Raw genomic sequence first — 18,602 nt, 5'->3', positions numbered from 1 at the left:
TATGAAAATACCTATGGAAAAACAACAATCGGGAAAAAAATCTGGTACTTCAAAAAATCACATGCCTAGCTACGTTATAAAGAGAATTAGCGAAGGCAGTTTTATTTTAGTTTTAACAAGTGCAATTTTTGTACTTTTGTCTTTAATGACATATAAAGTGAGTGACCCGGGATTTTCTCATGCTACGCGGGCAGGGACTGTTGTAGCGAACTCAGGCGGCCAGGTTGGGGCTTACATTGCGGATGCACTTTATTTTGTATTTGGATATTTTGCCTATTTGGTACCTGTTGCATTTGTATATATTTCATGGGCCTTATTGCAAGATCTACGAGCTTTAAAGTCTTTGGATAAACGCGTGTTGCTGCTTCGTACGATCGGATTGATGCTTATGTTCGCAGGAGGCTGCGGGTTATTAAGTTTGGAAGCTGAGATGAATCAACTGGATTCCATTCACGGTGCCGGAGGTTTTATAGGTCAATCGGTAGGGGGGGGCTGGTACCAAATGCTGAATTTACATGGAGCCAGTTTAGTCTTATTGGCGATGCTTTTAGTTGGTACTACCTGGCTCACGGGTTTGTCCTGGATAAAAGCAATTGAGCTGATTGGTTTCTATACCTTATTTGTAATAAACAAAGTTTCTAAGATAATCAATACAATTTTTGCTTTTTTCAAGAATAAATTTGAAAGTTCGCAATCTAAGGAAAAGATCAAAACTCCTCGTGAAAAACCTGGCCCTAAATTATTTAAACCTAAAGTAGAAAAAGAAGTTTCAGTTTCTCCTGTTGTAATCAGCAATGAGGCTAGACCGGAAATTTTTAAAACCGAAATTGTAAAACCGGTACAACCTAAAGAAATAAAGGAAATCCGAATTCCGAAAGTGAGTACATCCGGCGAGTTGCCCTCACTGAATTTATTGGATAAAGGACAACCTGGAAAACCCATGGGTGGTTACACGCACCAGGAACTAGAGAATTTATCACGTGATGTAGAACAACATTTACTCGATTTTGGCATTCAGGCGGGTGTAGTCGCTGTGCATCCTGGACCTGTAGTGACCCGTTTTGAGTTACAGTTGGCAGCCGGGATAAAAGTAAGCAAGTTAACCGCTTTGGCCAAAGATTTGGCACGATCTTTATCTGTCATTTCAGTTCGAGTTGTCGAGGTTATTCCAGGTAAAACAGTGGTGGGTCTTGAATTACCTAACCATTCTCGAGAAACCGTTCGCTTATCCGACGTTTTATCTGCCGATGTTTATCAGCAAGCTCATTCACCTATTACAATAGCCTTAGGCGTTGATATCGCAGGTCATCCTGTTGTGGTGGATTTAGCAAAAATGCCTCATCTGTTAGTAGCAGGAACAACTGGTTCAGGTAAGTCGGTGGGCATTAATGCTATGATTTTAAGTATTTTATTTAAAGCCACTCCAGATCAGGTACGTCTTATTATGGTCGATCCGAAGATGTTGGAATTATCAGTATACGATGGCATTCCTCATTTATTGACTCCTGTAGTTACAGATATGAAAGAGGCTGCAAGTGCTTTGCGTTGGTGCGTCGAAGAGATGGAACGCCGTTATAAACTTATGGCTTCCTTAGGTGTTAGAAATTTAGCAGGTTATAATGGTAAAATTGCCGAGGCCATCACGAACGGTCAACCTTTAGTTAATCCTTTATGGAAGCCAACTGATTCAATGGATGAGACGGCACCTGAATTGGAACCATTACCGCATATCGTTGTGGTCATTGATGAACTTGCCGATATGATGATGGTCGTGGGTAAAAAGGTAGAACAGCTCATAGCCCGTATTGCCCAAAAAGCCCGGGCTGCAGGAATTCATATGATTTTAGCGACCCAAAGACCTTCTGTGGATGTATTGACTGGCTTAATTAAATCAAATATTCCAACGCGAATGTCATTTCAAGTTTCGTCAAAAATTGATTCCCGTACTATATTAGATCAACAAGGCGCAGAACAATTATTAGGTCATGGAGATATGTTGTATCTGGCTCCCGGAAGCGGGGCACCTTTGCGGGTCCATGGTGCTTTTGTAGATGATAAAGAGGTACATCGTATTGCTGATGATTGGCGTGCTCGAGGAGAACCTGATTATATAGAAGACATATTAAAATTGACTGCAGATGGCAATGAAAATGGTACAGATGAGGATGGGCAATCTGCGGAAGATGATGATCCGCTTTATGATCAAGCCGTTGAATTCGTTATTCAAACAAGGAAAGCCAGTATTTCTGCAGTGCAAAGAAGGTTAAAAATAGGATATAACCGTGCAGCACGAATGGTTGAAGAAATGGAGCGTACAGGAATTGTTGGACCCCTAGACGGCGGCTATCGTGATGTTTTAGTGACATCAGTTACGGAGGATTAAAATGAAAAAAATATTAATGGCATTTCTCTTAAGTGTTTCCACTGCCGGATTTTGTGAGGCGCCAGATGCATTATTGCAATCAAAATTAAATAGTATTCGCTCAATGACCGCAGTTTTTAAACAAACAGTTAAAGCGAAACATCGGATAGTATCCCGTTCATCTGGGACAATGGCTTTACAACGGCCGGGCAAATTTCGTTGGCAAACCAATCAACCCATGGCGCAATTAATGGTCGCTGATGGTCAAAAGATATGGGTCTATGATAAAGATTTAGAACAAGTAACCGTAAAGACCCAGCGAAAAGGTTTGGGCGGAACTGCAGCTTTATTCCTAAGCGGCTATGACAATACAGTAACCCGTGATTTTAATGTCACTCAGAGTACACTGGGAAATGAGCTTGTGTTTGATTTAAAATCAAAATCAGCTAAAGCCAACTTTCAAAGAATAAAATTAATGTTTCGCCAAAATTCGTTAACTGGATTGGAACTCTATGATCAATTAGGTCAGGTGACTACAGTCCAATTATCTCAAATTAAATTAAACCCCAAACTAGCGGAAAGTTTATTTCGATTCAAAACGCCCAAGGGGGTTGATGTGGTACAGCAATGAGTTTGTTTCAAACCATGCCAACACCTCCCCTTGCTGAACTTTTACGGCCAAAAAATTTGGAGGAAGTGATTGGCCAATCTCATTTATTGGGTGAAGGTAAATCATTAAGGCTTAGCTTTGCTGGCAATAAACTTCATTCAATGATTTTATGGGGTCCTCCCGGGGTTGGAAAAACAACCATTGCCCGTCTTGCTGCTGAAGCATTTGATTGTGAATGGATTGCTCTTTCAGCTGTATTTTCAGGAGTAAAAGATATTCGTTCCGCAGTCGAAAAAGCACAAGAGAATTTGCTGCATGGAAAGCACACCATATTGTTCATAGACGAAATTCATCGTTTTAACAAAGCCCAGCAAGACGCATTATTACCCTACACGGAATCAGGATTAATTACCTTCATAGGCGCTACGACTGAAAATCCCTCCTTCGAAGTGAATTCGGCGCTATTATCCCGTGCCCAAGTTTATGTTTTAAAACCTTTGACTGATGCAGAATTGAAACAGTTGTTTCAGAAAGCACACAATAAAGCTTTATCCCAGATTCGATTTGATGAGGATGCTGTAGACATGCTTATTGGATTTGCCGATGGAGATGCGAGAAGATTATTAAATAGCCTCGAACAATTAAGCACTGCCTGTAATGCGTTGAATACCTCACAGGTCACGAAAGAGTTGGTTATGAATTCTCTGGCTGAACAGGTTAGACGTTTTGATAAAGGCGGAGAAAATTTTTATGATCAAATTTCAGCACTACATAAATCTGTTCGTGGTTCTCATCCTGATGCGGCACTATATTGGTTATGCCGCATGTTAGATGGGGGAGTGGACCCGCACTATTTGGCACGACGGATTGTAAGAATGGCCTGGGAAGATATAGGATTAGCCGATTTGCGCGCCATTCAAATCGCAAATGATGCGGCGGTAACTTATGAAAGACTGGGTTCTCCTGAGGGAGAGCTTGCTCTAGGTGAAGCAGTTATTTACTTGGCTATTGCTGCAAAAAGTAACGCAGCTTATGTTGCTTTTAATCAGGCGATGGATTTTGTTAAAAAGGACAAATCCAGAGAGGTCCCTATACACTTGCGAAATGCGCCAACCAAACTCATGAAAAAACTAGGATATGGGAAGAAGTATCGTTATGCTCATGATGAACCGCATGCTTATGCTGCCGGAGAAAGCTATTTACCAGAGGAGATGCAAGAACCTAAGTGGTATCAACCCGTGGACCGCGGTTTAGAAATAAAAATTGCTGAGAAACTGGCTTTTTTAAGAACATTGGATAAAGAGAATGACAAGGATTAGCAGACTAAAATTGCACTTAATAGTACCTTTTTATTCAATTCTTCGCTTGCTAATCCTTTATTCCAAAAAATGCAAATCAAGTGAACCGATATCAATCAGTCCACATGGATTTTTATAATTTACAATCTACCTGCCAGCTCGACTCGACGATGTCCGCCCCTGCTTCATGATTCTTACTGTAGTTAAAGACCAAGGGTTTACCGTTACTAAAGAATGGAGAATAAAAATCTTTATAGCTTACTTGTTGATCAGTTAGAAATATGGAACAGGTATTGGGTAGCAACTCTGCGACACTTTTAATATTCTTATAACGCGTATTTCCATTGACATAACTGTGATCAAATCCCAAGAATGCGAGATAAGGTTCTCCATTGCTTTCTTTTTCAATGATTTTTGCCGCCGATCCGTTAAAACTATGTATTCTGAAGCATTCATCTCCTTTTAAATATCTAATTTGAAAACTTCTGAGAGAGGATAAAATAGAAGGATATGAATCAAGTGCTACCACTCTTATTCCGGCCTCCTTAGCCGCTTTTATTATATCGGTGTATCCTGAAAAACCACATCCACTCGCTACATCTTTATAATGCAAATAAGCGGCTAATTCGGGAGGAAGTTCTTTATTGGAATCACTTAAGTATTCATCCAGCAATTTTTGATGCCGATCATAAAAAAGAAATTCAAAAAATAAGGTTTTTATCCCCAATTGTTCCTTTAAATATTGAAGATTCTCTGCCAAAAATTTTTTGGAAAATTTATGATGATGGATCTCACCTACAAAAAGTCCAAATGGATAGATATCTTTTTTGGTGAACTCTGAAAGTGTTTTCTTTAATGCTTCCTTTCGTTGGGATACAGATAAATAAGGATGAGATGCCAGTGAAAAGTTCCAGCTGGGCAATGAATGATGGGTTTTTTGGGCTAATTCAATTGATTCTTGGCTCAGGGACACGATGTCAGCAACATATTCCTCTACTGATTTATTATGCCACAGAAGATATTTGTCCCCTTCCCACCCTGAATCAAAGGGTTGTTTCGTGACATTAAGTTGTAATTTTTCATCAAAATCAGTATAAGTGATGAGAACATCCAGTTCATCTGGATAATAATCTAAATGAATTTGCCTTTTCTCATCATCAAAAAAAATTTTTATATTTTCTAAAGGAAAACCTTTTTTGACTAATGCATCAATAAAATTTTGATAACATTGTTTTATAATAGAGTAATGGTTTTCAGGGATCGATTCGCTTTTTATCCCTTTTAAAATACATATGCTCATAAGTAAGCCCTCAAATTCAATAAGGGCGCTTTTTAGAATTTTTTACCTGAACACTGGTATTGGGGATATAGAAGGTTATAGCGCCAAATTCAACCGCACATGCCCAACCTGAAAAACAGTGCTCAGGTAGCTCATGTACATCGACATATAAGAACGCATATAGTTCATCATCATTTCTTTTCAAAATAAGTGTTAATATTTTTATCATGTTTGTATTTTTATGTCAAATAAAATTACAAATTGTGTCCACGACAAATTAATTATTTGATTTTAAATATATTTTCATTTTAATTTAAATTTGTTACAGTCATCTTATTAATTATAATAATATCATCACGTATGCATTATTCTAATTACCAAACATGTGCTGTGAGACCACAAATCCCTCTATCTGAATGGGATATTTTATCTAGCTTACCCACTGCTTTAGTGATCATTAATTCTCAAGGACGAATTGTATGGTTAAACCCGCCAGCTGAAGCAATGTTGGGATATGGATTACTCGATTCTTTATGGTTGGATGTGATTTTACGTGCTTTTGTTCCTCGTGCAGACGATGGACATGATGTCTCTTTAGCCGATGGCCGTCGCGTTCATGTGGCCATTTCTACTCTGGACAGCTTACCTGGCATATTAGTGAGTTTAACTGATATCACCGCCACAAGAGATTATGAAAAAGCCAAAGAAAATGAAAAGCGTTTGGTATCCATTGGTACTATGACTGCCCAATTAGCCCATCAGATTAGAACTCCTTTGGCTTCAGCTATGTTGTATACAGAACACTTGAATAATCTACCTGATCTGGATGTGCGCACGCAAAACTGGATTCTTCGTTTGCAAGAGTGCCATACCAGCATTGAGCAGCAGATCCAAGATTTATTATTATTTGCGCGTGGTACAACCATAGAGCCAACACGTACTGATATGAAGTACTGGTGTTCTATGTTGGTACAAAGAGCGCAACCTTATGTATTGTCCCAGAATGTAACTTTTAATGTGAACAATCAGCTGGTTACCAGTGAATCTTTAATCCATGCAGAATCGTTAATTGGTGCTGTATTAAACTTAGTGATTAATTCATTGCAATCAGATGCAACAGAAATTAATTTAACACTTGCATCTATGGATGATTCAGGTATACAAATAACAGTTGAGGATAATGGTAAAGGTATGACAGAAGAAGTGAAGAACCAGGCCTTTTCACCTTTTTACACTACGAAAGCTCAAGGCAATGGTTTAGGATTAGCCGTTGTATATGCTGTTGTTAAAGCACACGGTGGTCAATTAACATTGGAGTCAACAGAAGGAGTTGGTACTCAAGTTAATTTATATTTACCGTAATATTGATGAGTCGTCATCTTGGGCATGTTCCTCCTGATTTAAATTAATGGAATTCGGGAGGTGTTTTGACGTGTCTGAGGTGATATCCTTTTTATAACACTTAGAAAAAAGGGAATTTCTATGAGTCATGTTTTAATCGTTGAAGATGATCCAGTATTAAGGGAAGCGCTGGCTGAAACAATGACTATTGCTGGCCATACCTATATCACTGCCAAAGATGGCAAGGAAGCATTAGCGCTTCTCGAAATACACAATCCATCTGTAGTACTTACGGATATTCGCATGGATGGACTTGATGGAAATCAATTACTGGCAGAAATCCAAAAAAGAAGACTTGGCTTACCTGTTATTTTGATGACAGCCTATGGATCAGTTCAAGATGCAGTCAATGCGCTTCAGCATGGTGCCGTGGATTATTTACAAAAACCATTCAGTGCTCAAGTCCTAACCGAAAAAATAAATCAATACATTAAAGTTGAATTCGATGAAGATACGGGCGAGCCCATAGCCAAAGATCCTAAAAGCCAAGCATTATTAACTATGGCATTAAAAGTTGCCCAATCCGATGTTGGAGTCATGATAAGTGGAGAAAGCGGTACCGGGAAAGAAGTTTTAGCCCATTTTATTCATGATCATTCACCTAGGAAAAAACAACCATTTATTGCGATCAATTGCGCTGCAATTCCAGAACAAATGCTTGAGGCTACTTTATTTGGGTATGAAAAGGGCTCATTTACAGGCGCTTATAAATCCACTCCCGGTAAATTTGAACAGGCACAAGGAGGTACTTTGCTGCTAGATGAAGTAAGTGAGATGCCCTTGAGTTTACAAGCAAAATTGCTAAGAGTTTTACAAGAAAAAGAAGTTGAGCGGATTGGTGCGAATAAAACGATTAGTTTGGATGTACGTATTTTAGCGACAACCAATAGGCAGCTAAAGGACGAAGTGAAGGCAGGTCGTTTCAGAGAAGATTTGTTTTACCGTCTGAACGTTTTCCCTTTACAATGGGATCCCTTACGTGAAAGGAAGAATGACATTATTCCGCTTGCAAATTATTTGATCCGCAAGCATTGTCAGCATAAGCAACATGTCATTCCAGTGATTTGCCCAGCGGCTCAGAAGCTTATGTTAGCTTATCCGTGGCCGGGAAACGCCAGAGAACTAGACAACGTAATTCAAAGGGCACTGGTCTTACAATCCCAGGGAATTATTGAAGCGGAACATTTACAATTGTCTTTAAACGCCACCTTGACTCCTGAAACGACTCCTGCGGCAAACAGTAAAAATTTACAAATTCATGAGTTTGAATTAATTGAAAAAACTTTATTAGAGAATGAAGGAAATAGACAAAAAGTAGCTGCTTTATTGGGCGTAAGTGAGCGTACATTACGATATAAATTAGCAAAAATGCGTGAGGAAGGTTATACAGTCTAAATAATTATTTTGCTAAAGCGCCACCCATTTAAAGAGAGAAATGACAAAGAAATAGTACTTTAGTTATAAATGAATGTTATCATGTCGCATAGAAAGGAGTTAGTTCAGGGTTGGACACACGGGGCGACTGTAAATTCCTAAAGTAGGATTTTAATGAACAAGGCGAGAAACTTAAATCAAAAGGTATCAAACAAAAATAAAAAGATGAGTATACGCCAAAGCAATGGTATAGTTAATAAAATTAATGAGTAATCAAACACAACGTGTGAGCACAGTATTAAAAAGAATTTGGATGCTTTTTGCTGTCCTTATTATCCTTATCGCTGTTTTATCCAGTATATTCCGATCCCTTACTCCTTGGGCAAAAGAATATAAAGGAGAGGTAGAGCATCGTCTATCCATCCTGATAGGACAGCCTGTTACCATACAAACCTTGGAAACGGGCTGGTATTGGTTTCAGCCTGTACTAAAATTAAACCAAGTGACTCTTGGGGATGATACAAAACAAAATTTTCGTATTAATAAATTATTAGTAGGGATTAATCTATTTAAATCCTTATGGAATTGGCAGATTCAGCCTGGTGTGCTCTATATTGATGACATGCATCTAAATTTGAGAGAAAAGGACAACCATTGGACAATCGACGGGGTTGCAACGGATTCCCTAAATGCCAGTGAGATGACCCCAGAAAAAACCAAACAAATATTAGTCTGGATATCCCAGCAAGAACATTTAATTATTAAACAGGTTTCAGCATATTTCTATTTTAGTGATGGCGGATTAATCCCAGTTAATGGTTTAAATGTTTCCGTGATTAATCGTGGTGGTCATTATAAGTTCAAAGGCGAAGCACGACTTGCACAAACAAGCAGTACCAATTTTCAATTATTAGGAGATGGTTATTTTGATCCAAACCATTTTGATGATATTGAAGGACACTTTTATTTTTCAGCAAAAAATATAGTACCTGCTCAATGGCAAAGTTTGTTCCCTAAAACAACCGAACACTTGGAAGGGGGCAAAGGTTACCTTAGTTTGTGGCTTGATGTACATCATGGTTCTGTTTCTTCGGTACAGGCACAAGTAACCTTTAAACGGCTTGCCTGGAGATTGTTAAATAATCAACACAGTCAACTGATACAGTCCTTTTTTGCGAATCTGTCATGGAAACCTGATGATGTAGGCTGGCAGCTCCACGCAGATCCGATAAGATTGCGGATTGGTGGCATCACATGGCCAGAAAACAAATTATTAATTAAACACAATAGAGAACAACAAACTTATCTTTTATTTGTCAAATCTATTCTTATTGAATCTTTGTTTTCTGATGCGATTAATTGGCCTGAAAGCATTCAGAATATATTAGATATGAAGCCCCATGGGACTTTAAAGGATACTCAAATCCTAATGTCAGTAAATACAAATGTCTCAGCGATCCCTCCAATTCCACTTTTTAACACCGTGTATCTCAGTAAACCTGAGGATTCCTCAAAAATAAAAACAAATCAAAATACACCCGGGAACATGATAAAAAATAAAGATGACTTGTCCAAAGATTATTCGATCAACTATGTCCTGACTCGATTTGAACAATTAGGATGGAATGCGAAAAATAAAATTCCCAAAATATCCAATCTCACTGGTGTACTTAACTGGCAACCTGAACAAGGAAGACTTGAACTCGACTCTGAGAATACTTCGATAAAAGCCGCTGGTTTTCCAGAGCAGACATTCACTCTTCTTAATGGATCTTTTGATTGGAAAGAGCTGAGTGATGGACTACGAGTGAGCATAGGTCGATTTGTTGCCAGTCAACCGGAATTAACGTTAAGCATGCAGGGCGCAGTAGATCAGGTAACCAGTCAATCGGTAGGTCATATTCGATTTGGGGCAGATTTCTCTGGAAAGAATTGGCAAAAATGGATGGCATTTTTACCGAAAAAGTATATGAAACCGAAATTATACCTTTGGTTAAACAAAGACGTAAAACAGATCGCAAATGCCAGCGGAAGGATCAGAATCAATGGTTTGGCCAAAGATTTTCCTTTTGATAACAATACGGGCGAATTCTCAATTGATAGTTATGCAAGTGGGGGAGAGATAGCGATTAATTCTAAATGGAAAGTAATCAAGGAGATCGATGGTTATATCCATTTAAAAAACCGTAACTTAAATATTGATATCGTACATGCTAATTTTCAGGGTGTACCCACAAAGCAAATGTTTTTAAGCATTAACGATATAGGTAAAAATAAAGAAAATTTAGTGGTTATTGGGAAAATTGACGCATCCATACAAAAAATGATGAATTATGTGATGGCTTCTCCTTTAAGAAAGAAGCTGTCGCTTTTAAATATGTTATCTGCAAAAGGTTCAGGATTACTCAACCTCAGTGTCACAGTTCCTTTATACCCAGAAAATGATGAAATTCTTGCCAGGGGAAATTTAACTCTTAAAAATAATACGATTACAGTAAATCACGCCATAGGAAAATTGGCTGTGAATGATGTAGCCGGTGGGTTAATGTTCAATGAAACAGGGATCACCGATAGCTCTTTGTCCGCTAAAATTTTGGGACATCCAATGAATATCAAAGTTCAATCGGTTAAAGAACCTAAGCCTGCTACTACCATTGCAGTAAATGGAACATGCACTATTGAGTCTTTAAAAAACCAATTTAAATTACCGCTTCTGGACTTGGTTGAGGGGTCATTTGATGTGAATGCTCTCCTGAAATTAAGTGATAAACCCTCTGCTGCTGACAGTGTGAGCTTTAGTAGCACTCTGGAAGGATTAGAGATTCATTTACCCGAACCTTTGGCAAAAAAATCAAATGAAAAGACACCTCTTGCATTAACACTTGAACTTAATTCTAAAAAATTAATGAATTTAAGAGGTAATTACGACAATCGGTTAAGTACCAATTTGCTATTTAAAAATTCTACAGAAGGTTACTCCTTTGACTCCGGACAGTTACGTTTGGGAAGTGGAACTGCGGTGAATCAAAAATTACCCGGACTTTCTATTGTAGGAATTTTAAAAGGCTTGGACATACAAGAATGGAAAAAGATATATAATCAATTTTCATCAGAAAATACTGCCGGTTCTCTTTTATCCAATTTGCGAATTATCAATATTACTATAGATAATTTAAGTTTTATGAAACAGCAGTTTAACAAAATGGTGATTAAGGCAAAAATTGTGTCCAACAAAGATTGGTCCTTTAATTTACACCAAAAAAATATTGCTGCGGATCTAATCTACCGCACAGCTGCCGATGAATTAAGCGGCCATGTCCATTACCTGAAGTTAGATAAAATTGATATTGCAAATAAAGGTCTTGCGGGCTCTGCAAAAATGCACCCAAACCAAGTACCAAACTTAAATTTACGCATAGATAACCTCACTGTGGGTAACATTCAGGTAGGGGATATTATCCTGAAGAGCCAATCAACCAGTGAAAAATTGAAATTAAATTATTGCCAAATTTCTTCTCCGGTATATCAATTCAATATTCAGGGGGAGTGGATTCAAAAAAATAAAATCAATCAGACCAATCTTGATGTTAAACTGAATATGACCCATTTGGCTAAAACTTTGGAGAGATGGAATATCACGCCATCGGTACATGCAAAAAGAGGATACATGGAATTTCATGGTGGTTGGAAAAATAGTCTGGATCATTTTTCCTTGGCTTCTTTAAGTGGAGCGATGTATCTACAACTTAAGAATGGAAGAATTACTCATCTCAGCAAAGAGACAGAAGAAAAGCTCGATCTTGGCAAGCTTTTAAGTATCTTGAGTTTACAGACGATTCCTAGGCGTTTGCAGCTGGATTTTAGTGATTTAGCGAACCAGGGATATAGTTTTGATATTTTCCAAGGAAATTTTAACGTAAAAAAAGGGATTATGAGTACCCAGGACAGTTATCTTGATGGTCCGGTCGCATACGCAAGCATGAAAGGTGATCTGAATCTAGTAAAACATACTTACGACTTAAATTTGAAAATATCTCCCCATATCACGGCCAGTTTACCAGTGGTTGCAACGATTGCTGGGGGTCCTATAGCAGGGGTAGCCGCGTGGGTGGCAAATAAAATTATTAATCAAAGTATGCAGAAAATTTCGGCATACAGTTATCAAGTTTCGGGCCCTTGGAATAATCCTGTAATTCAACAACTGAGCATTGTTAGAAAAATAATGAAAGGTGAATTATAACTTTGCAAAGTGCGAACATTGAAAATGCAGGTAATTAATAGATGAGTTCTCCAGGTTGCGCAGCGCTATTAACCTGGCCCTTTAAATTAAAATGAAGATTTAAATGTTACATCTAATTTTTGATTGCTATTGGGATATTTGCTTATTAAAAGAAAGTCCAGAAAATACGGCTTATTCTAGTCCTCGAATGATTTTATGTGGTATTTTATTGGCTTTGCTGATGACAATGGAATGGGATTATTCCAGTATTACCTCCTCTGAAGAGATGGTCAATAACCTCATTATTTCTATAAGCATCATCATTTCTTGTATCCTATATACTTATCTTCTTTTATATATTAAAGGGTTGACGCAAAGGCTTGTTCAAACAGTTACTTCATTGTACATTATCAATATCATTATCCACATATTGGTTCTGCCTTTATTGATAATTTCGCCTTATCTATCACTCTTTAATTTAAAAAATCCTTTTATATTGTTTCTTGGGATCATTTATTTATTTTTAAGCTTGGGACTCTCTGTTTGGCAATTTATTATTACGGCACATATCTATAAGTTTGCCTTGAACGCAACAGCCATACAATCTGTCTTCGCTGCTTTCGGATCAATAGCGGTGAATATTTTAATTATTTCTTTATTACAATGAGATTGACATTATGATGCATTTACATATTTTAGGAATCAGTGGAACATTTATGAGCGCATTAGCTTTATTGGCGCGTGAGGCAGGATATAAGGTAAGTGGTAGTGATGCTAATTGTTATCCGCCAGTAAGTGATTTGCTGAGTGCAAAAGGGATCATTTGGACTGAGGGATATGAAGATAGCACCTTGGCATTGCAAGCAGATATAGTCATTGTAGGGAATGCCATTAAAAGAGGTATGCCAGTGCTTGAAGCGGTAATTGATTCAGGTAAACCATACACTTCTGGACCTCAATGGCTTTCAGAAAATATTCTATCCAAATATCAAGTCATTGCTGTTTCGGGAACGCATGGCAAGACAACAACAACTTCGATGATTGCATGGATTTTACATCAGGCAGGATTAAACCCTGGCTTTCTAATAGGTGGCGTATCGTCTGATTTTAAGACCAGTGCATGTCTTGGTTCGGGCAAATGGTTTGTCATTGAGGCAGATGAATACGACACGGCTTTTTTTGATAAACGTCCCAAGTTCATGCATTATCGACCAAGAATTGCTGTTCTTAATAATTTAGAATTTGATCATGCCGACATCTATCCTGATCTGGCTGCAATTCAATTGCAGTTTCATTATCTCATGAGAACGATACCCTCTAATGGCATTGTGATAAAACCTCGAAATGATAAAGCACTTAATGAGGTAATTGAACAGGGTCTTCATTCTCGAAAGGAAGAAATCACTCTGGAAGGGGATGCACAATGGGCTGCGCAATTACTCGAAGAAAATGGATCTTCATTTAAAGTGTTGTACCATGGTGAAGAAGTAGCTGAGGTAAGATGGCCATTAATCGGACGATTTAATGTTGAAAATGGACTGGCTGCTTTTGCTGCAAGTATAAATGCAGGTGTCAGTCCCGGTGTGGCTGCCGAAGCCTTGAAATACTTTACGCCTGTAAAACGCAGGTTAGAGATTCGATCGGCACAGCATGGAATCACAATCTATGATGATTTTGCTCATCATCCTACGGCAATTATGCGGACTGTTGATGCTTTAAAAAGAAGTAATCGACATCATCGAATTTACGCAGTCCTGGAATTTGCATCTTATACGATGCGTACTGGTGTTCATGCTGATGCAATGGCAAATGCTTTGAAACCAGTTCAAGGGGCTTTTGTTCTGGAGCCAAATGATTTTAATTTGCATGAAACCACAGACAATTGGACATGCCCGTATAAAATTTGCAAGAATCATGATGAAATTGTTCGTAATGTGGTCGATGTGGTACAAGAAGGAGATGCTGTTCTCATTATGAGTAACAGAGGTTTTAATGGGATTCATCAAAGAATAATTAATTCTATAGACGAACGGTTTTCGGGATAGTCACTAGTTCATATCCTGAGAAATCCTAGCAAAACTTGGGTTATCCTCGAACGCATTGATCATAAAAAATTTAGAAAAAAAACTTTCGATTCTTTTTATGTTCAATTAGTTAAATTAATAGTTGCAATATTTTTTATAGGTTGCTATAAAAAATGGAGGACGTTTACATTTTTGGACAAATGACGCGTTGCAGTTATTGCGGGTCAATATTTGCAGGAGGGACGCAATGACACCGTTTGCCGAATTTCAGCAAAAAGCAAAACGACTAGCGACGTGTTTCGCGAGAAAATATGGTCAACATGTTGGGTGCTTCAATTTTTTTTCCACCTATCTGTCCAATCATGTTGCCATGGATGATGCAGCCACTATTAGTATGCTTGCTCATTGTTTAGATGAAACGTATGAGTTACTGACCTACGTTAAAGTCATCAAAAGAGAATCCCAATTAACTTTAGATGATTTCAATGAATTTAGAAGAAATGTTATTATTGGAATATATTTGGTCAAGTGGATTCAATATCATTCTTCAGTAAGCAATTATCTTCATCAAAATTTGATTGATATTTTTCGCAATCATTTAGGTATCTATTCTCTTGAGGATATGGATAAAGATTTTTTTAATACCTGTTTAAGTGAGTTGAGTTACTATTGCACTTTTGTATATGAAAGACGTAATGAAGAAACATATAAAAATCTCAATAAGAAATTAGGAACAACAATTCAAAAGGACATTCATGAGGCTAAAAATTTTACGTTTAATAAGAATCAATCGTCCTTATATGGGCTATATAGAGGGATCATGAGTTCTTTGGGAATGAATGTGTATTAAGGAGGATGTATGACTTTTGTCCCGCCAGCATTTGCAATTCTTAGAGTCAATACACTGAATTTGGAAACAAAATATTCTACTTTATTGGGAAGGTATAAAGTTGTTGAAAGTGATGGACCCCCTACAATTCAGCAATCCAGTCTTGAGGTATTAATCGCCAGAACAAATGAGGTCATCAAAAGTAAATCGGGTAGAGATACCCAGGTCGAAGTATTTAGTTTACTAGTCAATGAGTTACGTCAAATTCCAGTAGAAGATAAAGATAAAATAAAACAAGGTACTTTATTTTTATTAGGCGCTTTAATTCATCGATATTTTAGGCTAATCAAAGAATATGATACTTATAATGTATATGCGTCGTGGACTTACTTTGGTAAATGTGATGTGACCAGTAGTAAATTATTCCTGGCCATAAGAAAAGCTTTACAGTTTCGAGATTTATCAGTTGTCAAAAAAAGATACAGAGAGGACGATTTAAAGATTCTTGATGTATTAACAATCATCAAATCATTAGAAGTTTTTCGTGATAACATGCTCCTTGAAGATAAAGAAAAAACGCCACGATATATGAAATATCCTCATTTTGCAAAAGATGAAAATTTCAAACAATATTTGCAAGAAATTATTGATGAGCATACACGGCGGGGTGCCGCCATGCTACAACGTTTTAAAGCAATTGCTTTTGTTCAATCCCTTGCCGTACAAATTGAAAACGAGCGATTTCTACTGGAAAAAGACATAGAGAAATGGTGTAAGGCGATAGCAAAAGATTATAAAAATTTTGCTCATTTTAAAGCATTGGATGATGTAGCAATTAATAGCAGTCTGATGAAACATGTAGAATCAGAAACATCAAGAAACATTATTTTCAGTCTATTTTATACACCTTTGATTCAGGATAATTTAAATACCCTGGATCACAGCAATTTTTTAGCTAAGATGAAAGAATGTTATGACTTTACGTGCAGCTATATGCTTTTTGGAGGCTATGCATTATTGTTGCAACAATCAAGGATGCTCGACACAGATCTTTCATTTACCATTCAAAAGTCTTTAGTACTAGAGCGATCTTTGGATGAATTGTCCAAGGAAGATATGTTGAATGGTGTAAAATTTCTAAAACAATTCTTAGAAAATGAACCTGGAGCAGTTTTGGATTGTGAATTTTTTGAAAGTAAAGATAAAATGAATACAGCCATCGCCCGGGCAGAAAAGGAGCTAACTTTACTTGTTTCTTCTCAAAAAGAGAACCATGAAGTGGTGCTTACGTTTTAGCTTCGTGATATGAGGCGAGTCAAACTATTATTACTATTGAAATTTAGCCAGTCTTAGTGCAATTCTTTATTTAATTTTTTTCTAAATATTTGTTTTCTTGCTGGGTATAGTTTAGATCAAAACAAAATAAATTAAAGTTAGTTTGATTGTCGTATATATCTAATTTTTCAATTTTCTTTATTCTGTTTACTAACTTTAAAGAAAAAGGGAGTCCACACAACTCAATGAATACCTTTATAAACCACATGGTAAGCATCATAGAAAGAAAAAAAGAATCTGGAATAGTTTTGTAAAATCCAATTGTCATAAAAACGATACTGTCTAGCCCCGAGGCGATAAATGTAGAAAGAAAAAACCTTAGGCCCATATGTCGACCTTTGGTTTTAATCTTAATTATGGAAATAATATATGAATTAAAACATTCAGATACGAAGTAGCTTATAAAGGAGGCAAAAATAATTCTCGAATTTATTGTGAGCAGTGCATCAAAAAGAGCATTGTTATTTAAAAAATCAGGATTGGGCATATGAACTATTAATTGACCGTAAATTATAAAAATCAAATTGAAGAGAAAACCACACCAAATAGTTCGTCGGGCGTATTTATAACCATAGATTTCCGTTATTAAATTCGAAAGTAAAAATGAGAAAGGAAAAATTAAAGTACCTGCATCTGTAACCATCACGCCCATTTTAATTAATCTGGGATCAAACCAATTAGACAAGACAATTACCATGGAATACGTTAAAGTCAAATACCATAAATAATTCGAATGAATCATGAGTTTATTCTGTTCAGTAACGTTTTCTATGGCTGTTTTCATGATTAAAGCTTTAAAGAAAATGGGTTGAAATTAGTTTTAAAATCATAATAATCCACATTATCCTTTCTTTTTAAATAATTAGAGAAGTGATAGGTTAGCGGTAGCGCACATATTTCATATAGAACTTTAAGCAAATACATTGTGCCGATAATTTGCCAAATACCGGAATAGGGAATAAGGAACAAAAAGGCAATATGAGTAAACAATAAGGTATCAATCCCCACACCTATAACCGTACTTGTAATCGCACGCAACCATAAGCGTTCTCCTGAAGTGAGAACTTTGAGTTTGGCTAAAATAATTGAATTGGTAAATTCACCAAAAAAATAACTAATCACTGATGCAACAAATACTCTTAATGTACCTTGATAAACAGTTGCATAAGCATTTTGATGAATCCAGTAGGGGGAGGGTGTTAAATAGATAGTAATCCAGGTGCCTAAAAAAACAATGGTGTTGGCAAGCAATGCCGTCCAAATAATTCGGCGGCTTACTTTAAATCCATATACTTCTGTTAGAATATCATCAAACACATAAGTTAATGGGAAAAAAATTAAGCCTGCAGCAAAATTAACTGAACCAAAAGAAGCGATTTTGAAAGCAGCTAAATTCGACAAAATCAAAAAAGTCGTAAACAAAATTCCCACACTAATAACACTGGACTTTGTAGCGACCATTTGTTTTGGAAATCTCTGAATTAAATCAAGATTATTGGTTTGTTCTGCAGAATATAAAGCAGAGAGATAGGTCACATCTTCATGTGAAAAATGAGGCAACCATTTGTTCTGGTACAATTCGCTTACAGGCTTGTCTAAAATGGTGGCTTGCCCAACAACTTGTATTTTGACATTCACTTTTGAGGTATTTTTATAACAGTCATCTACTGAAATAATGCGATATGCATTTGGAAAAATCTGTTTCGTTGGGAGCTGAAACAGCTTTTGTATACGATAAAATAATTTATGGATCATGGATTATACAGCCGAATATTTGACGGTATCATTATGCCTAAAAATAGGCCAAAAGTCAGTAACTTCTCATCCGTAATATAAGATTCAAACAACCTGGTATTTCTATGAATGAGCAT

General features: G+C 37.0%; 13 protein-coding genes. 10 read left to right on the top strand and 3 right to left on the bottom strand.

The genetic code is table 11. The annotated features are described in order from the left end of the window. The first annotated feature begins 13 nt into the window (after window positions 1-13). From BU07_RS0111470 to BU07_RS0111460, 3 genes are read left to right on the top strand one after another with little or no spacing between them, the layout of a single operon-like run. On the top strand, window positions 14-2,383 hold the full coding sequence (locus BU07_RS0111470) for a DNA translocase FtsK (protein ID WP_031566168.1): 2,370 nt from the start codon (window positions 14-16) through the stop codon (window positions 2,381-2,383). 16 nt (window positions 2,384-2,399) lie between these two features. Beyond that, window positions 2,400-2,993, top strand: coding sequence for an outer membrane lipoprotein periplasmic chaperone LolA (lolA, locus tag BU07_RS0111465; protein WP_242601914.1), 594 nt, complete (start codon window positions 2,400-2,402; stop codon window positions 2,991-2,993). Beyond that, window positions 2,990-4,291 (top strand): replication-associated recombination protein A, encoded by a 1,302-nt coding sequence (locus BU07_RS0111460; protein WP_031566164.1) that lies wholly within the window; start codon window positions 2,990-2,992, stop codon window positions 4,289-4,291. The genes lolA and BU07_RS0111460 overlap by 4 nt, the downstream gene beginning before the upstream one ends. Before the next feature lie 112 nt (window positions 4,292-4,403). On the opposite strand, the gene BU07_RS0111455 is transcribed toward BU07_RS0111460, so the two are convergent. Beyond that, on the bottom strand, window positions 4,404-5,570 hold the full coding sequence (locus BU07_RS0111455) for a ChaN family lipoprotein (protein ID WP_031566162.1): 1,167 nt from the start codon (window positions 5,568-5,570) through the stop codon (window positions 4,404-4,406). A 339-nt stretch (window positions 5,571-5,909) separates the two neighbouring features. Here BU07_RS0111455 and BU07_RS0111450 point away from each other — a divergent pair, with 339 nt between their 5' ends. From BU07_RS0111450 to BU07_RS0111415, 7 genes are all read left to right on the top strand, one after another. Next, a complete protein-coding gene (locus BU07_RS0111450) occupies window positions 5,910-6,911 on the top strand; it encodes a sensor histidine kinase (protein WP_031566161.1) in 1,002 nt (333 codons plus the stop codon). Between the two features lie 120 nt (window positions 6,912-7,031). Further along, entirely contained in the window at window positions 7,032-8,345 is a 1,314-nt protein-coding gene (locus BU07_RS0111445; RefSeq protein WP_031566160.1) for a sigma-54-dependent transcriptional regulator, read from the top strand. A 244-nt stretch (window positions 8,346-8,589) separates the two neighbouring features. After that, on the top strand, window positions 8,590-12,564 hold the full coding sequence (locus tag BU07_RS0111435; protein ID WP_031566159.1) for a YhdP family protein: 3,975 nt from the start codon (window positions 8,590-8,592) through the stop codon (window positions 12,562-12,564). Between the two features lie 103 nt (window positions 12,565-12,667). Continuing rightward, window positions 12,668-13,210, top strand: a complete 543-nt coding sequence (locus tag BU07_RS0111430) for a hypothetical protein (RefSeq protein ID WP_031566156.1) — start codon at window positions 12,668-12,670, stop codon at window positions 13,208-13,210. Window positions 13,211-13,223: 13 nt separating this feature from the next. Continuing rightward, window positions 13,224-14,588, top strand: a complete 1,365-nt coding sequence (mpl, locus tag BU07_RS0111425) for a UDP-N-acetylmuramate:L-alanyl-gamma-D-glutamyl-meso-diaminopimelate ligase (protein WP_031566155.1) — start codon at window positions 13,224-13,226, stop codon at window positions 14,586-14,588. Window positions 14,589-14,814: 226 nt separating this feature from the next. Further along, entirely contained in the window at window positions 14,815-15,417 is a 603-nt protein-coding gene (locus BU07_RS0111420) for a hypothetical protein (RefSeq protein ID WP_031566153.1), read from the top strand. A gap of 9 nt (window positions 15,418-15,426) precedes the next feature. Continuing rightward, window positions 15,427-16,692 carry a hypothetical protein gene (locus BU07_RS0111415; protein ID WP_031566151.1) on the top strand — a complete coding sequence of 422 codons (1,266 nt, stop codon included), beginning with the start codon at window positions 15,427-15,429 and terminating at the stop codon, window positions 16,690-16,692. 70 nt (window positions 16,693-16,762) lie between these two features. On the opposite strand, the gene BU07_RS0111410 is transcribed toward BU07_RS0111415, so the two are convergent. Next, window positions 16,763-17,515, bottom strand: coding sequence for a queuosine precursor transporter (locus tag BU07_RS0111410; protein WP_031566150.1), 753 nt, complete (start codon window positions 17,513-17,515; stop codon window positions 16,763-16,765). A 2-nt stretch (window positions 17,516-17,517) separates the two neighbouring features. After that, window positions 17,518-18,486 (bottom strand): queuosine precursor transporter, encoded by a 969-nt coding sequence (locus BU07_RS16790; RefSeq protein WP_031566148.1) that lies wholly within the window; start codon window positions 18,484-18,486, stop codon window positions 17,518-17,520. Window positions 18,487-18,602: the final 116 nt, after the last annotated feature.

Origin of the sequence: Legionella wadsworthii DSM 21896 = ATCC 33877 (assembly GCF_000701265.1) — a bacterium.
Lineage (GTDB): Bacteria > Pseudomonadota > Gammaproteobacteria > Legionellales > Legionellaceae > Legionella > Legionella wadsworthii.
Note: the sequence above shows the minus strand (reverse complement) of the source record. Positions and strands in the feature narration are given on the sequence as shown.